Annotated in this window: 18 protein-coding genes; 17 read left to right on the top strand and 1 reads right to left on the bottom strand. The window is 39.7% G+C overall.

Going from position 1 to position 23727, the window contains the following annotated elements:
* The first annotated feature begins 1 nt into the window (after position 1).
* From fabG to uvrC, 12 genes are all read left to right on the top strand, one after another.
* Complete coding sequence (fabG, locus tag KH109_RS05935) at positions 2–745, top strand: 3-oxoacyl-[acyl-carrier-protein] reductase (protein ID WP_105085447.1); 744 nt, start codon at positions 2–4, stop codon at positions 743–745.
* 51 nt (positions 746–796) lie between these two features.
* Positions 797–1027: an acyl carrier protein gene (locus KH109_RS05940; RefSeq protein ID WP_004693441.1), complete on the top strand. Its 231-nt coding sequence runs from the start codon at positions 797–799 to the stop codon at positions 1025–1027.
* A 77-nt stretch (positions 1028–1104) separates the two neighbouring features.
* On the top strand, positions 1105–2061 hold the full coding sequence (locus KH109_RS05945; protein ID WP_005386972.1) for a nitronate monooxygenase: 957 nt from the start codon (positions 1105–1107) through the stop codon (positions 2059–2061).
* Between the two features lie 36 nt (positions 2062–2097).
* A complete protein-coding gene (fabF, locus tag KH109_RS05950) occupies positions 2098–3342 on the top strand; it encodes a beta-ketoacyl-ACP synthase II (protein ID WP_024066702.1) in 1245 nt (414 codons plus the stop codon).
* On the top strand, positions 3342–4079 hold the full coding sequence (rnc, locus tag KH109_RS05955; protein ID WP_257846634.1) for a ribonuclease III: 738 nt from the start codon (positions 3342–3344) through the stop codon (positions 4077–4079). The genes fabF and rnc overlap by 1 nt, the downstream gene beginning before the upstream one ends.
* A 195-nt stretch (positions 4080–4274) precedes the next feature.
* Positions 4275–5417, top strand: coding sequence for a radical SAM protein (locus KH109_RS05960; RefSeq protein ID WP_295216753.1), 1143 nt, complete (start codon positions 4275–4277; stop codon positions 5415–5417).
* 45 nt (positions 5418–5462) lie between these two features.
* Positions 5463–9017, top strand: coding sequence for a chromosome segregation protein SMC (gene smc, locus KH109_RS05965; RefSeq protein WP_295216756.1), 3555 nt, complete (start codon positions 5463–5465; stop codon positions 9015–9017).
* Positions 9017–9952, top strand: a complete 936-nt coding sequence (gene ftsY / locus KH109_RS05970; protein WP_005386963.1) for a signal recognition particle-docking protein FtsY — start codon at positions 9017–9019, stop codon at positions 9950–9952. The genes smc and ftsY overlap by 1 nt, the downstream gene beginning before the upstream one ends.
* The gene (locus tag KH109_RS05975; protein ID WP_060924748.1) at positions 9942–10325 is read left to right on the top strand and encodes a hypothetical protein; all 384 of its coding nucleotides are present in this window, start codon (positions 9942–9944) and stop codon (positions 10323–10325) included. Before ftsY ends, KH109_RS05975 begins: the two co-directional genes overlap by 11 nt.
* Positions 10325–12502 (top strand): excinuclease ABC subunit UvrB, encoded by a 2178-nt coding sequence (gene uvrB / locus KH109_RS05980; RefSeq protein ID WP_295216759.1) that lies wholly within the window; start codon positions 10325–10327, stop codon positions 12500–12502. The genes KH109_RS05975 and uvrB overlap by 1 nt, the downstream gene beginning before the upstream one ends.
* Positions 12503–12688: 186 nt before the next feature.
* Positions 12689–15541, top strand: a complete 2853-nt coding sequence (uvrA, locus tag KH109_RS05985) for an excinuclease ABC subunit UvrA (RefSeq protein ID WP_295216762.1) — start codon at positions 12689–12691, stop codon at positions 15539–15541.
* Between the two features lie 133 nt (positions 15542–15674).
* Positions 15675–17501 carry an excinuclease ABC subunit UvrC gene (uvrC, locus tag KH109_RS05990; RefSeq protein ID WP_295216765.1) on the top strand — a complete coding sequence of 609 codons (1827 nt, stop codon included), beginning with the start codon at positions 15675–15677 and terminating at the stop codon, positions 17499–17501.
* Between the two features lie 47 nt (positions 17502–17548).
* On the opposite strand, the gene KH109_RS05995 is transcribed toward uvrC, so the two are convergent.
* Positions 17549–18892, bottom strand: coding sequence for an MATE family efflux transporter (locus KH109_RS05995; protein ID WP_295216768.1), 1344 nt, complete (start codon positions 18890–18892; stop codon positions 17549–17551).
* Positions 18893–19054: 162 nt separating this feature from the next.
* On the opposite strand from KH109_RS05995, the gene KH109_RS06000 reads away from it, so the two are divergent.
* The 5 genes from KH109_RS06000 to KH109_RS06020 all read left to right on the top strand — a co-directional run bounded on the left by KH109_RS06000 (position 19055) and on the right by KH109_RS06020 (position 23720).
* Positions 19055–19714: a TerC family protein gene (locus tag KH109_RS06000; RefSeq protein WP_024066711.1), complete on the top strand. Its 660-nt coding sequence runs from the start codon at positions 19055–19057 to the stop codon at positions 19712–19714.
* A 145-nt stretch (positions 19715–19859) separates the two neighbouring features.
* Positions 19860–20528: a TerC family protein gene (locus tag KH109_RS06005; protein ID WP_105085458.1), complete on the top strand. Its 669-nt coding sequence runs from the start codon at positions 19860–19862 to the stop codon at positions 20526–20528.
* Positions 20528–22018 (top strand): 23S rRNA (uracil(1939)-C(5))-methyltransferase RlmD, encoded by a 1491-nt coding sequence (gene rlmD / locus KH109_RS06010; protein ID WP_295216772.1) that lies wholly within the window; start codon positions 20528–20530, stop codon positions 22016–22018. Before KH109_RS06005 ends, rlmD begins: the two co-directional genes overlap by 1 nt.
* Positions 22019–22314: 296 nt before the next feature.
* A complete protein-coding gene (locus KH109_RS06015) occupies positions 22315–22923 on the top strand; it encodes a DUF6037 family protein (RefSeq protein WP_295216775.1) in 609 nt (202 codons plus the stop codon).
* A 158-nt stretch (positions 22924–23081) separates the two neighbouring features.
* Positions 23082–23720 carry a hypothetical protein gene (locus KH109_RS06020; RefSeq protein ID WP_295216777.1) on the top strand — a complete coding sequence of 213 codons (639 nt, stop codon included), beginning with the start codon at positions 23082–23084 and terminating at the stop codon, positions 23718–23720.
* The last annotated feature ends 7 nt before the right edge of the window (positions 23721–23727 follow it).

Below are 23727 nucleotides of genomic sequence, written 5' to 3' on the forward strand. Positions count from 1 at the left end.
AATGCATTTAGAGGGTAAAGTAGCCATTGTAACTGGCGCATCCCGTGGCATTGGTCGCGCTGTAGCCATCAATTTAGCACAATCTGGTGCTGATGTGGTGGTTAACTATAGCGGTAGCGAAGGTGCAGCTCAAGAAACTGTTGAAGCTGTACAAGCTTTAGGCCGTAAAGCCATTAAAATTAAAGCTAATGTAGCTAATGCTGATGAAGTTGCAGCTATGGTGGAAGAAGCTCATAAAGAGTTTGGCCACATTGATATTCTCGTAAATAATGCGGGGATTACGCGTGATGGTTTATTGATGCGTATGAAAGACGAAGATTTTGATGCTGTTATAGATATCAACCTTAAAGGTGTATATTTAGTAACTAAAGCAGTATCTAAAATCATGATGAAACAACGTTCTGGTCATATTATCAATATGACATCTGTTGTAGGCGTTATGGGTAATGCGGGTCAAACTAACTACGCAGCATCTAAAGCTGGTGTAATTGGTTTTACTAAATCCTGTGCTAAAGAATTAGCAAGTCGTGGCATTACTGTTAATGCTATTGCACCAGGATTTATCAATACTGATATGACTGATGTATTACCAGAAAAAGTTAAAGAAGCTATGGTTGCAGAAATTCCATTGGGCCGTATGGCTAATGCTGAAGAAGTAGCGACAGTAGCAACATTCCTTGCTAGCGATTTTGCTAACTATATTACAGGCCAAGTCATCAATGTAGATGGCGGTATGGTGATGTAGTTTCAAAATTAGACTATATATAAATACACTTTGAAAGGAGGTGAACCACCAATGAACACTTTCGATAAAGTAAAAGCAATCGTTGTGGAACAATTAGGCGTTGATGAAGCTGAAGTTACCATTGATTCTACATTCATCGACGACTTAGGCGCTGACTCCTTAGATATCGTTGAATTGATCATGGCATTCGAAGAAGAATTCAATGTTGAAATCCCTGACGATGTTGCAGAAAAAATCAAAACCGTTAAGGATACAGTAGAATATATTGATTCTGCTAAATAAGCTGTAAAGCTGACAATTCAGCCGTACGGGAGGCCGAGTGGCCTCCCAACCGGTTTTATTTACAGGAGGATTTGATAGTGAAGCTCCCTGAACTTCGCATTGGGAATCTAGTGGCCAAAGTACCTATTATTCAAGGTGGTATGGCGATTAGATTGTCTACAGCTCGCTTGGCAGCAGCCGTTGCAAATGAAGGTGGTATCGGCCTTATTGCAGCATCCGGTTTGCCGTTTGATGAATTACGATACGAAATACAATTAGCTAGAAAATTATCACCTACGGGTATTATTGGTATAAATGCGATGGTAGCCGCAACACAATTTGCTGGCTTAGTTAAAACTGCCATCGAAGAGGGCATTGATCTTGTAGTAGCAGGTGCTGGTTTTTCAAGAGATATGTTCGCAATGGGCAAAGAGTCTGGTACGCCAATCGTACCAATTGTTTCGTCCGCAAAATTAGCTCGCATTTCTGAAGGTTTAGGTGCAGCAGCAGTAATCGTAGAAGGCTGCGAAGCTGGTGGCCACTTGGGGACGGATCGTTCCGCTCGAGAAATCGTTCCAGAGGTTGTAGCTGCTGTTAAAAACATTCCAGTTATTGGTGCTGGTGGTGTTCTTGATGGTCGTGACATCGTAGAAATGTTGAAATTAGGTGCTAGTGGCGTTCAAATGGGTAGCCGTTTTGCTGCTTCTGATGAATGTAATGCATCTGATGAATTGAAAAAAATGTATGTACGGGCTACTAATCCTGAGGATATTGTATTGATTCAAAGTCCTGTAGGTTTGCCTGGACAAGCAATTAAAAATAAATTTGCTGAATCTGTATTAGATGGTACTGTAGCACCTCCAACGGTGTGTGATAACTGTTTGAAACATTGTTCCCATAAATTCTGTATCATCCGTGCTCTTTCTCGTGCACAACAAGGTGATGTGGAAACAGGTTTGGTGTTCTCTGGCAATAATATGAGAAAAGTCGACAAGATTATGCCAGTTAAAGATATCTTTGCTCAACTAAAACAGCAAGTAGCAGAGATTGATTAATTTAAAAGGGCTGTATAGCTATAAGAGGTGGAATAATTGGAAAAACGTGTAGTAATTACTGGCTTAGGGGCAGTGACTCCTGTAGGTATCGGTAAAGAGAACTTTTACAATGCGTTATTGGCAGGTCAATCTGGTATTGGGCCAATTACACGCTTTGATGCATCTGAATATGCAACTCGTATTGCTGGTGAAGTAAAAGATTTTGATGTTACAAACTATGGCGTAGACAAGAAAGAAGCTCGTCGTATGGACCGTTCTGTAGAATTGGCTATCGGTGCTGCTGTTCTTGCTTGTGAAGATGCTGATCTTGATTTAGATAAACAAGATTTAGATCGTTGTGGTACTGTAGTTGGTACTGGTATTGGCGGTATCGACTCTATCCATGAAGTATATGAAACATTATTCGAAAAAGGTCCTGGTCGTGTAAGTCCATTTGCAGTTCCTATGATGATTGCCAATATGACATCTGCACGTGTATCCATCCGTCTTGGCCTTAAAGGTCCTGTTATTACAGACGTAACAGCTTGTACTTCTGGTACAAATGCTATTGGCGATGCTTTCCGTATCATCCAACGTGGTGATGCTGATATCATGTTTGCCGGTGGTACTGAAGCGGCTGTATCTCCTGCAGCTGTAGCTGGTTTCGCAGCTATGAAAGCTATGTCTACACGCAATGACGAACCAACAAAAGCATCTCGTCCATTTGACCGCGATCGCGATGGTTTCGTAATGGGTGAAGGTTCTGGTATCGTTGTTCTTGAAGAATTAGAACACGCAAAAGCTCGTGGTGCTCATATCTACGCTGAAGTTGTAGGTTATGGTACTAATGGCGATGCTTACCACATTACTGCACCAGCTCCAGGTGGTGTACAAGCTCGTAAATGTATGGAATTAGCAATTAAAGATGCAGGTATCGATCCTAAAGACGTTAACTACATCAATGCTCATGGTACATCTACTGGCCTTAATGACAAAAATGAAACATTGGCTATTAAAGAATTATTCGGCGATCATGCTAAAGACATCGCTGTTAACTCTACAAAATCCATGACAGGTCACTTGTTAGGTGCTGCTGGTGCTATCGAAACTATCGTTATGGCGATGGCTATCGAAACTGGCAAAGTTCATCCTACAATCAACTGTGACAACCCTGATGAAGGTTTGGATCTTGACTATGTTCGCGAAGGTGCACGTGACCTTCAAGTTAAATGTGCTCTTTCCAACTCTTTCGGTTTTGGTGGTCATAACGGTACACTTTGCGTACGCCGTTATGAAGGCTAATGGTAGCTGTTGAAGCGCATAAGAGTAAGATGACACAAGCTCGTGAAGAATCTCTTCATGGGCTTGTTGCTCGTTTAGACATACCTGTGTCAGATATATCCATTTTAGATTGTGCTTTTACACATACATCTTATGCGAATGAACATAAATCAAAGCATATTAATCACAATCAGCGATTAGAGTTTTTAGGCGATGCTGTTTTAGATCTTATAATTGGGGAATACCTATTTAAGACATATCCAGACATGGCCGAAGGTAATTTGACGAAAATCAAGGCCGCTACAGTATGTGAGGATTCTTTAGCATCTGTAAGTCGTTCTTTGCAATTGGGGCAATATTTATTGCTCGGACATGGTGAATGTGCTTCTGGTGGTAATAATCGTAATTCTATTTTAGCGGATACCTTTGAGTCTCTCATTGGTGCTATCTATATTTCTACAGATTACCAAACGGCGATGAACTTCGTTTTAAAACATCTCATTACGTATATCAAGCAAGCTTTAGAAGGTAAACGGGGCAAGGATTATAAAACCTTGTTACAAGAGTATGTACAACGAGATGGTGATAAACATATCGTCTATCGTTTGCTCAGTGAAAGTGGTCCCGACCATGCTAAGACCTTCCATATGGTGGTCGAAATCAATGGTGTTACTTACGAGGCCGGCTCTGGTAAAAGTAAAAAAATTGCAGAACAACATGCGGCTCAATTAACGTTAGAAAAGTTAATGGCCAAATAGAAAAGCGCCTAATGGCGCTTTTTTCTGTATAATAGTATATAGAATAGTAAATATATTTATCTTATAATCGTTATATCGAAAGCCTTATATCTTAATATATTAATTACATATTATACGGAATAAATACATGAATATTAATATATTAATATAAAAGGTTTTGGCTGAGTTTATTTTATATAAGAAGGGGAGGTGTCCATGAAACCATTTGGTATGATTCCTTTTTTTATACCCCATGTAGGTTGTCCCTATGTGTGTACCTTTTGTAATCAGTCTCGTATTACAGGCCAATCTGGTATTAGTCACCTAACACCGGATTATATAAAACAAACGATTACAGATTATGTGGGTAAAAAACGAAATGATAAGTTTTGGGAGGTCGCCTTTTATGGAGGCTCTTTTACAGCTATTCATCGCGATTTGCAACATACCTTATTAGCGCCAGCTTATGAGATGTTACAACAGGACATAATCGATGGCATACGTTGTTCTACACGGCCTGATGCTGTTGGGGATGAGGCTATCTCATTGTTACAATCCTATGGCGTAAAAACAGTAGAGCTTGGCGTACAGTCTATGAATGATGGTATTTTAGTCGATGCTAAGCGCGGTCACACCGCTCAAGAGGTAGTAGAGGCTGTTGTGCGATTAAAACAGCGTGGAATGACTGTAGGTGTTCAGCTTTTACCAGGATTAAAAGGTGAAAGTTGGGAAACCATTCTAGAAACCGCTATTGCTGTAGTTAAACTAGAACCAGATTTTGTACGAATCTATCCTGTTCTTGTTATAGAAAATACGGAACTAGCAGATCAATATAGATCTGGTGAATATGAGCCATTAAGTACTGAGCAAGCTATTAAATATTGTGCATTCTTAAAGGAATGGTTTGAACAGCATAATATTGAAGTTATACGTACAGGATTACAAAGCACGGAAGAGCTCGATTCAGGCAATAGTTTGATAGCAGGTCCCTATGAACCTGCTATGGGTGAGCTCGTTGTAAATGAACAATATAAACAACGTATTGAAAGATGTATTGATGAACATCTTTCTTCAGAAAATGTATTAGGAAAGCAAAATGATTACAATTTTTCTCATTTTGATTGTTACCATATCCATAAGGTAAAATGTAGATTTTATTCTGATAGTGGTAATATTTTGATGAAACATAGGATTGTAATTTCTTATCCTAGAAGTAGTACATCAAAGGTGCGAGGTCTCAAAAATCGCAATATTTTATATTTCCAAGAAACATACCCTCAATTTAGCATAGATTGGTGTGAAGATAATACGAGAAATACTGTTCGTTGCTGTATTGATGGCCTACAATATATGCTATAATAAAAGATATGATTATTCGGGGTTGTTAGTAGAAAGGAGGCAGTCATGCAATTACTTCGGTTAGAATTAAAGGGCTTTAAATCGTTTGCAGATAAAACGGTTGTAAAATTCTCGCCAGGAATGACTGCCGTTATTGGACCTAACGGAAGTGGTAAAAGTAATATTACGGATGCTATGAAATGGGTTTTAGGGGAATCCAATGTCCGTAACTTACGTGGTCAAAAAGCAGAGGATATTATCTTCTCTGGTACGGAAAAGCGCAAGCCTATGAGTGCTGCTGAGGTTACTCTCGTATTTGATAATAGTGACCAACAATTAGATTTAGATATGGCAGAGGTAGCTATTACACGTCGTATATATCGTACTGGTGAAAGTGAATTCCTTATCAATAAGCGATCTTGTCGTTTAAAGGATATTCACCTTTTATTAGCTGATACAGGTCTTGGGAAAGACTCTATGGCTATCATCGGGCAGAACCGCATTGATGCTATTTTAAACTCTAAGCCTGAAGAACGACGCCTTATCTTTGAAGATGTAGCTGGTATTTCACGGTTCAAGATCAATAAAGAGGATGCATTGCGTCGTATTGCTAGTACAGATCGAAATATGGAACGTGTACGAGACGTAATGGCAACTATCGAAGAGCAACTAGGACCTTTGTCTGAAAAGGCGGAAAAGACTAAAAAATATATGACCTTAAGTCGTACAAAGCGCGACTATGATGGGGCATTAGGCTTTCACAATTATAAGACCTCTGATCGTTTATTAACGCGTTTCGAAAATGATAATATTGCATTTAAGGATGAAGAGATTGAGCTTCAAACTGAATTGTCTAAATTGGAAGCTCGCCGTCATACCTTGCAATCCGCATCAACAAAAGAGCAAGAACAACTCAAGTTGTGGGAAGCTCAGTATACGGAAAAGCAACGTGATGAAGAACGTTTAGCAGGTCATTTACGTCTGTTAGACGAGCAGTTGAAGACAGCTCACCGTGAATTAGATGAAACATCTATGCGTATTAGCGAATTAGAAGCTACGCAAAAGGGCGAAGAACAACAATTGCGCATTTTAAATCAGTTGATTCAATATGAACGTGCTCAATTAGTAGAAAAAGAGTCTAAGCTTGAAGAGTTAGAATCTAATTATAAAAAAGCTGTTGAAGATGTAAGTGCTGAGCAAGCTAAGTTCCAGTCCTTGCAGTCTAATCGAGAAGCCTTTGAGCAACATCAATTAGAACTTGTGAGCGCTATTGAAACAGCAAAGGCTAGTATTCGTAGCTTAGAAGCTCGTAAGGAAGAGTCTACAAAACAATGTGAGGTTTTAAAGGCTGAAATAGGTCACGTAGATAGTGAATTACAAGCAGCTCGCGGTGAATTTGACACATTAGGCCAACAGTTTAATGCTATTTCTGCACAACGACAAGCCCTCGTTGATGGCGGTAAAGAAGCAGCCTTACAAGCTCGTGAAGAGCGCAAAGAATTACAAAAATTACGTACCCAAGAGCAACGTGTTAAAGGTCGTATCGAACTATTAGCCCAATGGGAAGAACAACATGAAGGCTATTTAGAAGGTACTAAGAATATCCTAAACGGTAAAGGATCTTGGCGCGAGCAGATTACAGGTGCTGTTGGCGATCTCTTCACGGTAGAAGATAAATATACTACGGCTATCGAAACGGCATTAGGTGGTAGTGTTAACCATGTTGTTACTACTACAGCTCGTGCTGCTGCAGAAGGTGTTAAGTATTTGAAATCTATTCAAGGTGGTCGCGTAACCTTCTTGCCTATGGATTCTGTAAAAGGTAAACCCTATGATACGCCTGCTTTACATGAAAGTTGTGTCATAGGTACGGCTGTTGACTGTATCTCCTTTGATAATACATATGCTCATATTTTCCAATATTTGTTAGGTCGTACGTTAGTAGTGTCCTCCATGGATGATGCTATTGGATTACAGAAGAAATATAATCAACAATTGCGCATCGTTACCCTTACAGGGGAACAATTCCAACCAGGTGGTTCTTTAACGGGTGGTGCTACAAAGCGTAAGCGTGCCTCCGTATTGAGCCGTAAGGAAGAGGCTACTAGTCTTGAACAAGAGCTTGTACAAATTGAAGAACAAATTCGTTCTTTAACAGCTAGTTTAGAAAATCTAGAAAAACGGGTTGAAGAGGCTGAAAAAGAACGAGCTACCCTTGATGAAAGCTATCAACATACGAACTTACTCTATGTAGCGAGCGAAACAAAGGTACAAAATATACAAAATCAAATGGATCGTAAGAAACGTGTTCTCCGTGAAGAAGAGCAACGTTTATTACAAATTGATATTGATTTAGCTAGTACAACGGCTAACTTGAAAGACCAAGAAACAGCATTGGCTTCTTTGCAAGAAGACCACGGTGTAGATGGCAATCAAGGGGCTTTAATGGAGCGTTTAACTGTATTACAAAAGGTACAGCAAGAGGCTTATGAAGCTTTCACAGAGGCACGCCTCACCTGTGATACGTTGCGACAAACCATTAAGGAACGTGAAACTCAACGAGAACAACGCAATCAATCTATTGCTAGCATTATAGATCGTCTAACGCCGTTGCGTAATTTGCTAATCAGCACTACACAGCGCTGTGAAGAGGAGTTACCGAAGGCTAAAGAATTGGCAGACCGAGAATTGGCTTCTGCTACAGCGGAGGTTGAACGATTGCGTGCACTTCGCGATGAGGCTTATGATAAAACATCTACAGGACGTGAAGAGATGGAATCTATCCTCGGTGAGCAAGATCGATTGAACCAACGATATAAAGTCGTTCAAGGTCGACTCGTCGATATGGAAGGTAAGATTACACGTCATCGCATGGATTGTGAGCACTTTGTAGAAGAACTACAAGAGTTAGGCTTTACCTTAGAAGATGCGCAGGCTCTTCGCATTGAAGGTTCTGTAAACGATTGGAAGGATGAGCAGGCCCGCTTGATGGCAGAAATTGCCGAACTAGGCCCAGTCAATCCGAACGCTGTTGAAGAATATGAAGAAACTAAAGAGCGTTATAATTTCTTAACTACACAGTTAGCAGATTTAGATACAGCGAAAGAGCAATTGCAAGCGGTTATTGCTGAAATGGACAAGGCTATGAGTACACAGCTATACGATGTATTAGATGTAGTAGGTCGTAGATTCCAAGAGGTATTTAGCCAACTATTTGGCGGTGGTACGGCGCAAATTGTATTGACTGATCCAGATAATATCTTAACTGGTGGTATCGATTTCTATATTCAGCCGCCAGGGAAGAAACGTCAACAATTGACCTTGTTATCCGGTGGTGAGCGTGCCCTTACGGTTATTGCTTTATTGTTCTCGTTCCTAGATTATCGTCCTGCGCCGTTCTGCGTGCTTGACGAAGTTGACGCAGCTCTTGATGAAGCCAATGTAGAACGATTTAGTTCTTACTTAAATCGGGTAAATAAAGAAACACAATTTATCGTAGTATCGCACCGTAAAAAGACGATGGAAGCTGCCGAAGTATTACAAGGGGTGACCATGGTTGAACGAGGCGTATCGCGATTATTAACAGTAGCATTTGAAGATGTGAAGGAGGATCTAGCATAATGGCATTTGGATTCTTTGATAGAATTAAAGACGGCTTAGAGAAAACTCGTAAGTCCTTTGTAAAAAACGTTGAAAGTATCGTTATCGGTTATGCACAAATCGATGATGATTTCTTAGATGATTTAGAAGCAGTTATGCTCACTAGTGACCTTGGTCCTAAAACGACAGAATATTTGATGAAAGAAATTCGTCGTGGTGTAACAGAAGGTGTTATTAACAATACTGGTGATGTAATGCCATTCATGGAAGACCGCATCACAGAAATGTTAGTTGACCAAGAAGATGAAATTACACTTCACCACCCAGAGGTTATCCTTGTTGTTGGGGTAAATGGTGTCGGTAAAACTACGACTATTGCTAAGTTAGCTAACTATTACACTAAAGAGGGCAAAAAGGTAATTATCGCTGCAGGTGATACATTCCGTGCTGCTGCAGCTGACCAATTGTCTATCTGGGCAGATCGCGTAGGTGTACCTATCGTTAAACATAAAGAAGGCGCTGACCCTGCAGCTGTTGTATACGATGCAATGGAAGCAGCTAAAGCTCGTAATGCAGACCTCGTTATTGTAGATACTGCAGGTCGTTTACACACTAAAGTTAATCTTATGGAAGAACTTAAAAAGATGGGCCGCGTAGCGAATAACCACGTAGAAGGGGCACCACATCAAACATTGCTCGTGTTAGACGGTACTACAGGTCAAAATGCAGTAAGCCAAGCTAAATTATTTGGTCAAGCAGTACCAGTAAATGGTATTGTTGTGACTAAGCTTGATGGCACAGCAAAAGGTGGCGTAGTTATCTCTATTAAAGAGGAATTAGGCGTACCTGTTCGCTGGATCGGCGTTGGCGAAGGCATGGATGACTTGCGTCCATTTAATGCGAAAGAATTTGCTAATGCACTATTTAATAAAGGAATGATTCAAGGTGACAAATAAATATAACCGGGAATTCTTACTTGAATATGTAGAATCTGAAAATAAAAAAAATGAATGTAATGTTAGCCTAGAAAATATGGAAAAGATTGTTGGTTTAATCGAGTATTTCGGCATTGAATTATATCGCCCTATTACAAGATTGCTACTTTCAAACTGGGAAGAGATTACAGAACGTATTAATAACTATACTGAATCAGATTGGATGATGGCTGATGAAATTCAAAAGACTACGCCTACATTAGATCGTTTCTCCATTGCTATGCTCATCGAAGTATTAGAAGGAGAGGATACGTTGAACCAAGCAGAAAATGCAGGTCGCCGTCTTTCAGAGGAAGAGCTCAAAGCTATCCGTAAACATCAGGATGAACAGTAATGAAACATAATACATATAATTACGAAGGGGGCCAACCATTTAAAGTGGAGGCGCCCTTTACGCCTACAGGGGACCAACCAACTGCGATTCAGTCTTTAACAGAAGGTATTGAACGCGGTGAATGGGCCCAAGTTTTACTCGGTGCCACTGGTACAGGTAAAACCTTTACAATGGCTAAAGTTATCGAGGCCGTTCAAAAGCCAACGCTGATTATTGCCCATAATAAAACCTTAGCTGCGCAGCTATGTAGTGAGTTTAAAAGTTTCTTCCCAAATAATGCGGTAGAATACTTTGTGTCTTATTACGATTTCTATCAACCAGAAGCATATATTCCTTCCAGTGATACGTATATCGAGAAGGATGCGTCTATCAATGATGAAATCGATAAACTGCGACATAGCGCTACGATGAGCCTCTTTGAGCGCCGCGATGTTATCATCGTTGCCTCTGTTAGTTGTATTTATGGCTTAGGTGACCCTGAGGACTACTCTGAACTCGTGTTGTCCTTGCGCTTAGGTCAGACGAAATCTCGCGATGAAATTTTGTCTAAACTCGTAGATATTCAATATACGAGAAACGATATGAACTTTATCCGCGGTACCTTCCGTGTACAAGGGGACACTATCGAGATTTTCCCTGCTGCCTATAGTGAAAGAGCCATTCGAGTAGAACTATTCGGCGATGAAATCGATCGCCTTGTAGAGGTAGATGCTTTAACAGGTGAAGTCATTGCAGAGCGTAAGCACGTTGCAGTCTATCCAGCATCTCACTATGTAACAACGAAAGATAAGATGCGTATTGCTGTAGAGCGTATTGAAGCTGAATTAGACGAACAATTAGCTAAGTTGAAAGCTGCTGACCGCCTATTGGAGGCTCAACGTCTTGAACAGCGTACTCGTTACGATATAGAAATGATGCAAGAAATGGGCTATTGCTCAGGCATCGAAAACTATTCACGCCACATGTCTGAACGTAAGGCTGGAGAGGCACCATACACATTGATAGACTATTTCCCAGATGACTTCCTCATCATGGTGGACGAGTCTCATGTAACGATCCCTCAAGTACGTGCCATGTACAATGGTGACCGTGCTCGTAAGGAATCACTGATCGAATATGGATTCCGTTTACCATCTGCACTCGATAATAGACCACTTCAATTTGATGAATTCGTAGAGCGTATTAATCAAATCGTTTATGTATCGGCAACGCCTGGGCCATATGAAATGGAAGTACAAACGAATGTGGCAGAGCAAATTATTCGTCCTACCGGTCTACTTGATCCATCCATTGAGATTCGTCCTATTAAGGGACAAATGGACGACTTGCTTGGTGAAATTCATAAGCGTGCTGCTAAGAATGAACGCGTTCTCGTTACGACATTGACGAAGAAGATGGCCGAGGACTTAACGGAGTTCTTGAAGGAAATGGGCGTCCGCGTTCGTTACCTTCATTCAGATATCGTTACTATCGAGCGTGCTGAAATCATTCGTGACTTGCGGGCCGGTGTTTTTGATGTACTAGTTGGTATTAACTTGCTCCGTGAAGGCCTAGATATGCCAGAGGTTTCTTTAGTAGCTATCTTAGATGCAGATAAGGAAGGTTTCTTACGTTCTGATACGGCTATGATTCAAACTATTGGTCGCGCCGCTCGTAATGTGAATGGTCACGTTATCATGTACGCTGATCGTATAACAGGTTCTATGCAGCGTGCCATTGATGAAACAGATCGTCGTCGTGCCGTACAAGAGGCTTATAATATTGAACATAATATTACGCCTAAGTCTGTCTCTAAAGATGTAAAAGAGCTTATTGAGTTGACGAAAATTGAAGAAGATATGGTCACCGATGGAAAGGACTTTTCACCGAAGAAAGGGAAAAAGAAATCCTCTACACCGGGAATGGACCATGGACACGAACCATATGTACAAGATACATCAACTCCTAAGGTGGCAGATATAACGCCAGAAGAGTTATTCAATAAAATTGAAGAACTTGACCGTCAAATGAAGGCCGCTGCAAAGCAGCTTGAATTTGAAAAGGCTGCAAAGCTTCGCGACCAATTAGGGGAACTACGTCAACAATGGTCCGATATGCATAGTGCAGGTGAAAGTAAGTTGAAAAAGCCCACATCTAGCAAGGGTAAAAAACGTACAAGTTCAAAGAGTAAATCTTAAGTAGCAGTAACATGCATTTATATATTGTAAAAATATTATATGAATGTAATAAATCGAATCTATATAGATTGTAAGAAAACACATAGATTATATAGACTATATGTGCGATAATATACATATATTATTTCATGTTAGTAAACAGAGAGATGATGCCATTTGGTATCATCTCTTTAAATAGGGAACATAATGAAAGATCAATTGATAGTAAAAGGTGCGCGTCAGCATAACCTTAAAAATATAGATATTGCCTTACCACGAGATCAGTTTATCGTGTTGACGGGCCTCAGTGGTTCTGGTAAATCGTCCTTAGCATTTGATACGATTTACGCAGAAGGGCAACGACGCTATGTAGAGTCCTTGTCTGCGTATGCTCGTCAATTCTTGGGACAAATGGATAAACCTGATGTAGATTATATTGAAGGTTTATCTCCAGCAATTTCCATTGACCAAAAGACGACAAGTCGAAATCCTCGTTCTACAGTTGGTACTGTAACGGAGATTTACGACTACTTGCGTCTATTATTTGCTCGTGTAGGTCATGCCCACTGTCCAGAATGTGGTAAGCCTATTACACAACAAACGATACAACAAATGACAGATGATGTAATGAGCTTCCCAGAAGGCACTAAGATTTTAGTATTGGCGCCTATGATCCAAGGGAAAAAAGGGGAGCATAAATCCGTCTTTGAACAACTTCGTAAAGAAGGCTTTGTTCGTGCCCGCGTAGATGGCGTTGTACGTACATTAGATGAAGATATTACATTAGAGAAAAATAAAAAACACTCCATCGATATCGTAGTAGACCGACTCGTTGTAAAAGAAGGCATCGAATCCCGCTTGGCAGACTCAATGGAGACCGCATCAAAATGGGCGGAAGGCATCGTAGTAATTCAAGAGGTAGACGGCCCTGAACACATGTATAGTCAACACTTTGCATGTCCAGACTGTCATATTTCTTTGCCAAAAATTGAACCGCGTATGTTCTCCTTCAACAGTCCATTTGGCGCTTGCCCAGCTTGCTTGGGGATTGGATCCACTATGGAAGTAGACGAAGAGCGCGTTATTCCAGATGGGTCCATTAGCTTTGCCGATGGATGTGTGCAAGCATTGAGCTCAAATCCTAATGCATGGTTTATGCGTCAAGTAGAAGGCTTACTAAAAGCTAATGGCTATTCTTTAGATTCTACCTATGATGAATTGCCAAAAGCATTACAGAAAAAAGTAATGTACGGCACTACAGATAAGGTGGCTTTCACGTACGAAAATATGCGTGGCGAAGTGAAGGAATTCTTTACTGAGTACGAAGGTATTTTACCGATGGTAAAACGCCGTCATAGTGAAGCCTCTACAGACTCTATGCGTGAAGAATTTGAAAAGTTTATGTCCATTAAGCCTTGTACTACATGCCATGGGGCTCGTCTTAAACCCGAAGTATTAGCTATAACTGTAGGGGATAAGAACATCAATGAAGTGACCCAATTGACCATTAAAGAAGCACTCGATTTCTTTGGTGCTCTACAGCTTACTGAGCGGGAACAAGTGATTGGCGCTCAAATTTTGAAAGAAATCAATGCTCGTCTTGGATTCCTCAATAATGTAGGCCTCGATTACCTTACCATGAACCGTAGTGCAGGGACCCTTTCCGGTGGTGAAGCACAACGTATTCGTCTAGCTACACAAATTGGGTCTGGCCTTGTTGGCGTGTTATATATTCTTGACGAACCGTCCATCGGTTTACACCAACGAGATAATGATCGACTCATCGATACCTTGAAAGGCTTACGTGATTTAGGTAATACCTTACTCGTTGTAGAACACGACGAAGATACGATGCGTGCGGCCGACTATCTCGTGGATATTGGTCCAGGTGCAGGTGAGCATGGCGGTCAAATTATTGCTGCTGGTTCTGTTGACGAAGTTATGAAGGTAAAAGACTCTATTACTGGTCAGTATTTGAGCGGCCGTAAATTTATCAGCCTTCCTGAAGAACGCCGTAAACCCGGTAAGAACTGCATTGAAATTCGTGGTGCGAAGGAAAATAATTTACAAAATGTAAATGTAAAATTCCCTATAGGCTTATTCAATGTTGTTACTGGTGTCAGCGGTTCTGGTAAGTCTACCTTGATTAATGAAATTCTCTACAAAGGTTTAGCTAATCAATTATATCGCTCTAACCATAAAGTAGGGGCTCATAAAGAAATCCGTGGTCTTGAACATATCGATAAAATCATCAATATAGACCAAAGTCCGATTGGCCGTACACCGCGCTCTAATCCAGCGACCTATACTGGTGTATTCGATGCTATACGCGAGCTATATAGTCAAACACCGGAGGCTAAGATGCGCGGCTACAAACAAGGTCGCTTTAGCTTTAACGTAAAAGGTGGCCGCTGTGAAGCTTGTCGTGGTGATGGTATCATTAAAATTGAAATGCACTTTTTACCAGATGTATACGTACCTTGCGAAGTATGTAAAGGCGCTCGTTATAACCGTGAAACCTTAGAGGTTAAATACAAAGGCAAATCCATTGCCGATGTATTAGATATGACCGTAGATGATGCAGTAGAATTCTTTAGCGCTATTCCTAAAATTCATCGTAAGATGGTTACCTTACAAGAGGTAGGTCTTGGCTATATCCGTTTAGGTCAAGCGGCCACAACATTATCTGGCGGTGAAGCACAACGCGTTAAATTAGCTACTGAATTGGCTCGTCGTAGTACAGGCAAAACTCTTTACATCCTAGATGAACCTACTACAGGTCTACATGCTGAAGATATTCGTAAGCTCTTAGATGTACTACAAAAGCTTGTCGATGGTGGCGATACAGTGGTGGTTATTGAACATAACTTAGATGTTATTAAGATGGCGGATCATATCATCGATTTAGGCCCAGAAGGTGGTAATCGCGGTGGTACCATTGTAGCAACAGGTACACCTGAGCAAATTGCTAAGGTAAAAGAAAGTTATACCGGCAAATTCTTAGGCCCTGTATTAGAACAGACTAAGAAATTTATGAAAGCCGCGAAAAATAAGAAATAAAATAAAGTATTAAATTTAGTTTCTATAAAAACTCATAATGGAAATAGAATATATTTTCTAAGCATTTACCATGAACATATTTTAGATAATAATATATTCTATTTCCTTGAAATCTATAAGGAAAGGAGGACATATGCCATCTGAAGAATTACTAGAGAAGGTCAGTCATTTGCCGACTACACCCGGTGTGTATTTATGGCGTGATCAGTATAACCGCATCATCTATGTAGGTAAGGCTATTAACTTACGTAATCGCGTGCGTTCTTATGTGCGTAATGATGCGAACCGAGCTCCTAAGGTTACGGCTATGATGAAGCGTGCCGTCGATGTGGAGATTATCCAAACAAAGACGGAGATGGAAGCGCTTATTTTAGAGAATACGCTTATTAAGGAGCACGAGCCTAAATACAATATTAGGCTTCGTGATGATAAAACGTATCCGTACGTTAAAATCTCAGTACAAGAGGATTACCCACGTGTATATATGACGCGCCGACTAGAACGCGATGGAGCCAAGTACTTTGGCCCTTTCACAGATGTAACATCAGTTCATGTAGTACTAAAATTGATTCGTCAGTATTATCCTTTGCGTACCTGTAAATCTATGAAGGTAGAGCGACCGTGTTTACAGTACCATATGCATTACTGTGAAGCACCGTGCTTTAACAAGATTTCCGTATCGGATTATGGAAAGTATATCGATGAAATCATAGAGCTCTTTGAAGGTAAGCCTATCCCTTTGCTGAAGGAAATTAAAGAGAAGATGGAGCTTGCTGCAGAAGACTTACGCTTTGAAGATGCAGCACGTTATCGAGATCAGCTAACTAGTATAGAAAAGATACAAGAAAAACAGCGCATGGTTACACAGCGTGGCGACTTAGATGTATTAGGGATTGCTGTTGATACATCTATGGCCTGTGTACAGCTATTATTCATCCGTGGTGGACGACTATTAGGTCGTGAGAATTATTTTGTTCAACACGATGGAGATACTCCAGAAACGATTATGACGGACTTTATCAAGCAATACTATGGGGATACGAACTTCATTCCGAAGGAATTATTATTACCGATGGATAGTTCTGATAGAGACTTATTGAGTGAATGGTTTACACAGCTCAAAGGGCAGAATGTAGAGGTATCTGTGCCTCAGCGTGGCTATAAGATGGACATGATCAAGATGGCTCATGAGAATGCAGAAACCTTCCTTGAAGAACGACGTCGTCAATGGCAGTACCAAATCGATAAGACTGGTGGGGCCGTTAAGAAATTAGCTGAAGTTTTAGACTTGCCGCGATTACCAGAACGCATGGAGTGTTTCGATATTTCCCATACGCAAGGGTCTGAAACTGTGGCGTCTATGGTTGTCTTTGAAGGTGGTAAGCCGGCGAAGAAGGAATATCGTCGCTTTAAACTGAAGACTACACAAGGTAAGCCGGATGACTTCAAATCCATGGCGGAAATCATGGAGCGCCGTTATGGTAATGAAACAGACTGGCCTATGCCTGACCTTATTATCATCGACGGTGGTAAAGGGCAGCTCAACGCAGCGTTGCCGTTAATACGTGCCGTAGGTGTTACCGATGTGCCTGTTATCTCCTTGGCTAAACGTATTGAAGAGGTCTTTGTAGAAGGTCAATCTGAAAGTATCATTTTGAGTCATCATACGCCAGAGCTTCAATTACTGCAACAAATACGTGACGAAGCCCATCGATTTGCCATTACGTACCATCGCAAATTGCGTGGTAAACGCAACTTAGAATCTATTTTAGATCATATCGAAGGGATTGGTCCTAAACGCCGCAAAGCATTATGGGCGCATTTTAATAGTTTAGAGGCTATGAAAGAAGCATCTATTGATGAGCTTTCAAAGGTAGACTCTATGAACTATAAAACGGCAGAAGCATTATATAATTTCTTCCGTATGTCCAAAGTAGAAAAACAAGATATATTGAAATAAAAAAGAGCATCTTACATAAGATGCTCTTTTACTGTATTAATTGTTATTTAGTTTTGTTTACGTTGAATGTACCAAGTACGCCAGGTGAATAATATACCCGCTACTAGTACGCTAGAGAGTAAGCCAATCCATACGCCAAATGGTCCATAATTAGGATTTTTAGCAAGAATATAGGCCATTGGGAAGCATACGCCCCAATAGGAAACGAGGGAAATGTAAAGCACTACTTTTACATCCTTATAAGCCCTCAATATACCTTGCAACGGTGTTCCTATGGCATCGATAGCCGCGAAGAATACACCGTATCCAAGGAAGCTGTAGATAAGCTTGTATACTTCATCATCATTTGTAAAGAGATCTGCAATAGCGTCCATATTAGTAAACGTAAATGTACAAATCACGATAGCCAATACAATGGCTAAGATACGAGAAATATAAGAGTACTGTATAGCCTCTTGTTTACGACCTGCTCCAAGTTCATAAGCAACTGCAATGGTAGAGGCCATAGCGATACTAAGAGGTAAACAGTAAAATACATTTGTAAAAGAAATAACTGATTGGTGAGCAGCGACGACTGCTGAGCCAAAATGAACCATCAAGAGGCCGGCGATACTAAAGATACTGGCTTCTAAGAAGATGGAAAAGCCAATAGGAATACCTACATGTAGCTGTTCGCGAATGTAGTGAAAATTTGGTTTACTGAAGTCTTTAAAGATACGATATCCCTTTAGCTTTGGATGTAATAGTAATACTAAGCTAAAGAGAATAAAATTAGTCCAACAAGCACCGGCTATACCATAGCCAGCACCGACACCACCGATCTCTGGAAATCCGAAATGCCCAAAGATGAGTGCGTAGTTCAAAAATACGTTCACAATAAAGCTAGTAAATACGATTGCCATAGAATAATGTGTTAATCCATGACTGTCGACTGTATTGCGCAATGTATTAACCCAAAGTAGTGGGAATAGACCTATGGCATATGCTTTCAGGTAACTAATACATACCTCAGCTGCAGCAGGTTCCAGATTTAATGCTGTCAGAAGAGGACGTAAGCCTAAGAGGCCAATTATTAAAATGATGAATGCCAAGCCTGTACCGATATAAAGACCTTGATAAATGATTGTTGCAATATTATCGGTTTTCTTAGCTCCCAATAGCTGAGAAATAATTGGTGTGATACCCATTAACGTTCCTTGTGCAAAGATATAGAAGAGGAGCCATAAATTATACCCCGTAGCAACTCCAGCTAAATCTATCGTACTATATTGTCCCGTTAAAAAGATGGCTATAAATGTACCACCTATAAGGGAAAATTGCGTTATGCACATAGGAGTAAATAACTTAATGAACAACCATAACTTTTGTAATATAGAATATGTTTGATACATACTTACCTCCCTTATTAATGATATATTATACGATACCATAAAGTAGTCTAATATGAACAGAGTATGCTAAAAATGAATATATATTTTACAAATTGAATTTTACACTACTGAACTATATCGATTATAATATATATACTATAGTTATATTCTAAGGAGGATACATTGGACATCTTATCTGTACAAGGTTTATTAGCGATGCTTCAGATCATCGTTATCGATATCTTACTTGCTGGCGATAATGCCATTGTAATTGGTATGGCAGCTCGTAACTTGCCAGCACATTTACAGAAGAAAGCCATCTTCTGGGGCACAGCCGGTGCCATTATTTTACGCCTTGTTATGGCATTCCTATTTGTAGAGGCATTGAACAATATTCCTGCACTTCGTTTAGTAGGTGGTATCCTTCTTTTATGGATCGGTTATAAACTTGTTGCCGATGATGAAAGTGAGCATAATATCGAAGCTAAGGATAATTTGCGCGCTGCTATTACAACTATTGTCATTGCAGATGGTATCATGGGCATCGATAATGTTATCGGTGTAGTTGGTGCTGCAGGTGGTCATATGACAATGGTAGCTATTGGTATGCTCATAACTGTACCAATCATTATTTATGGCAGTACTTTATTTGTGAAAGTCATCGAACGCTTCCCAATTATCCTATACGTTGGCGGCGGTATCCTTGGCTGGGTAGGTGCTGGTATGGCAGTAGAGGATACATTGATTGCTCATAGTGTTGAACCATATGCACTATTCATCAAAATTGCTGCAGTAATCCTCGTAGTAGGGGCATCTTTGGTAGCTAAAAAACTCAAGAAATAATAGAATATATCTCTTCTCCTAATCATAGGAGGAGAGATTTTTTTATGTAAACTGATAACTCTCTTTTAGGTGAGAAAATAGAAAAATTATGGTATAGTTAAGGGATAGTTATTGAATTAATCGTTTGAATTGAGGTATGTACAGAATGGAATTTTTAGAAGTTGCCACGTGGGTGACCATTGGTAAGATTATTTTAATTGATATTTTATTGGCTGGTGATAATGCTGTAGTTATTGGGATGGCAGCAGGTAAGCTAGCTCCAGAACTTCAAAAGAAAGCCGTAATTTGGGGTACAGTAGGTGCCATTGTAATGCGCCTTGTATTTGCTACCCTTTTAGTAGAGGCTCTTACTTTAATTCCTCTTATTCACTTAGGTGGTGGCTTTGTACTTGTATGGATTGCCATTCAATTATTAAAAGGTGGAGATGAAGATGCACATATTGAAGCTAAGAATTCATTAATGGGTGCCATTTGGACGATTATTGTAGCCGACGCTATGATGAGTATTGATAATGTCATTGGTGTAGTAGGAGCCGCTAAAGGTCATTTAGAGCTTGTTATTGCAGGTATGTTAATTACTGTTCCAATTATCGTATTTTGCTCTACATTATTTGCTCGAATTATTAATAAATTCCCTGCCATCCTTTGGGCTGGTGGTGCACTCCTTGGCTGGGTTGCCGGCGAAATGATTGTGGAAGATCCACTTCTTATACCATATATTCAAGGTGAAGAATTACTCGTTAAAATCGGCACTGTATTCTTCGTTCTTATTGTGACAGGTATGATTAAAATTTGGAAGAAAAGAGACGCGTAATGAACGGTACAGGTCGTACATCTCGTAAACATAAATCGAAACAACAGAATAGAAGAGTGGCTCGTTCTAATCAAGGCCAGACTGCTAGTGGTACAGTATCTAAAAAGCAACAAGCAATACAGAATGCACCTGTTAAACTAGGTGATGAAGTGCTCGTTACAATTCACGGTATTGGTAGCAGCGGTGAAGGGGTAGGTCGTGTAGATGACTTTACTGTCTTTGTGCCTTTTGCCTTGCCGGGAGAAACTGTGAAAGTAGTTATTAATATGGTAAAAAAAACCTATGCTACAGGGCGCCTCTTAGAAATTGTTACGATGGCTCCCAATCGTATTGATGCAAGTTGCGATCTATATGGCTTCTGTGGAGGCTGCCAACTACAACACATTACCTATGAAGGTCAGCTTTCACTAAAAACACAAAAGGTGAAGGATGTTATCGAACGCATTGGTCATCAAAATCCAGACCTTGTTAAGCCAGCATTAGGACCTAAAGAACCTTGGGCATATCGCAATAAGATGCAAATGCCTGTAGGTGGTACTAAAGGCGATATTCAAATGGGATTCTATGCAATGGGATCTCACGATATCGTGCAAGGTGCAAACTGTCCTATTCAAGATGAAGGAAATAATATCATTGCTCAAGCGTGTTACCAAATCGCTAAAGAATTTGATATTGAACCGTATGATGAACATACAGGCAAAGGTATACTACGCCATGTAATCGGTCGCATTGGGCAATCTGGATGGATGATTATCCTTGTAACTGCTACAGATTACTTACCACACCAAGAAAAGTGGGTAGAAAAATTAACGGAACGAATTCCTCAAGTAGAAACTATCGTTCATAACGTAAATGGTAAACGAACTAATGTTATATTAGGACCTAAAAATAATATCCTCTATGGGGATGGGACGATTACAGACCATATTAAGGACTTACAGTTTACATTGTCCCCACATTCATTCTTCCAAGTTAATCCAGAACAAACTACAGTACTGTACGATCAAGCATTAGCCTATGCGGACCTTAAAGGCGATGAAACCGTTATTGATGCGTATTGTGGTACCGGTACTATTTCGCTGTTCTTAGCACATAAAGCGAAACATGTTATCGGTATAGAAATCGTAGAACCAGCTATTATCAACGCTCGTGAAAATGCCCAACGCAATGGTTATGATAATACAGAATTCATCGTCGCTGATGCAGCCGTAGAAATGCCAAAACTCTACAAGGCTGGCGTACGCCCAGACGTAATCGTATTCGATCCAATCCGGGCAGGCTGTAAAGAAGAAGTACTAACCTCTGCAGCTGGCATGGAACCAAAACGCATTGTTTACGTATCCTGTAACCCAGCCACCATGGCAAGAGATATCGAAATCCTCACACACTACGGCTATGAACTAAAAGAAGTCCAACCTGTAGACATGTTCCCAATGACTGCTCACGTTGAGGCAGTGGCTTTGCTTACTAGGAACGAAGTGACGCAGTGAGCATTAGCACTGCCCATGTGATAGGCGTCCAAGAACACGAGATGAAGACGAAGTGTGATTGGAAACGCCGAACCACTGAGGCGGTGGCTTTACTCACTAGGAGCGAAGCGACGCAGTGAGTGATAGCAACGCCCATGGCAGGGCTGTCCAAGAATTCGAACGAAGTGAAGAATGATTGGAAACAGCCTACGGCTGAGGCAGTGGCTTTTCCTATTAAAAATTAATTATATAGTTATAATGAGTATTATTTTTTAGTTCTAGTATTTATAATTTATATATTTTTTTGAGAGGGAAATATGTTAAGTACATTCAAGCAACTAAAAGGAGATATGGAAAGAAACGAGTGGACAATTACTAGTTTTCTTTTTACTTATAAATCAATAAAATATGTTGTTTTAGTTAGAAGATTTATAGATACTTTAAAAAAACGAGATCCTTATGCACTTGTAAAATTAGACTTTTTTAAAGCCAATGATTTAAGTTGTACGCTTAGTGCTGAGGCAAATAGTAAAAAGATACTTATTGATGCTAGGACTCTAAGAGAGTATTTTGGTATTGAATATAGCGAAAATCTTGGAGATATTCTTGTACAGTTCTATAAACATTTTGGAGAGTATATTCCCGATTCAGTTCCTCTTCAGTTTTCAAAATTAGAAATAGGTTTAATGATTAAATCATTAAGTAAAAGTGATTCAGAAGATCCAAATAAAGTTTATTGCTACAAAGTTAGAAGAAATCCTAAAGGACAAATGAGAAGTTTCTTTAATGCAGATAAAACGAAACTCTTGAGAGAGCCTTTATTTAATTATTTTAAAGATGATAAAACTATAAGTTTTTGCTATTCAGCAGATCAAAATGATGAGAATGATGATGCTAAAATCTTATATAACTTTTCTAATAAATAATTTTTAAAATATATAATTTCATATTGTAGTTAATAGTCTCTTGTGGTTGAAAGTAAATGCCCTTCGCTTTGTCGAGGGGCGTTTACAATATATCCATAGCTATAAATGTTATATAATTAGTATATGTAGTCGTATTGTGTTCTATGAGGACATATGTTATGGAATTAATCCTTGATATTAATGAGCTTTTAAACCTATTGAGTAAATGGCGGCCAATTTTTCATTCAGAAGCTGATTTTCAGTTTAGCTTGGCATGGATGATTAAAGAACAATATCCAAATTGTGATATTAGACTAGAGTTTGTACCTGAATTTAATCCTAATTTACATCTTGATATTCTTGTTATATTAGATGGTAAATGGATTCCTATTGAGCTTAAATATACGACAAAAAAATGCATTAAAACTATAAATGGGGAAGTGTATGTGTTGAAGGAGCAAGGAGCTAAGGATCAAGGCTGCTATAACTATTTAAAAGATATAATGCGTATAGAGGAGTTCAGGGATAAGACTAGTAAATTTATTGAAGGTTATACTATTAAGATAACCAGCGAGATGTCTTATCTAAAGCCTCCGATAAAAGTAAATTGTACATATGCTGAATTTTCTATAGAGGATGGTTCTATAAAAACTGGGTGTATGAATTGGGCCGCTAATACGGGAAAAGGGTCTATGCGTGGAATGGAAGCACCCATAGTATTAACTGGGATATATCCTATAAATTGGAAAGAATATTCTAAAGTTGATGATACTAATAGTGGTACTTTTATGTATCTTGTAAATAGGATAAGTAAATAAAATTAGG

The organism is Veillonella sp. (assembly GCF_018381775.1).
Classification (GTDB): Bacteria; Bacillota; Negativicutes; order Veillonellales; family Veillonellaceae; genus Veillonella.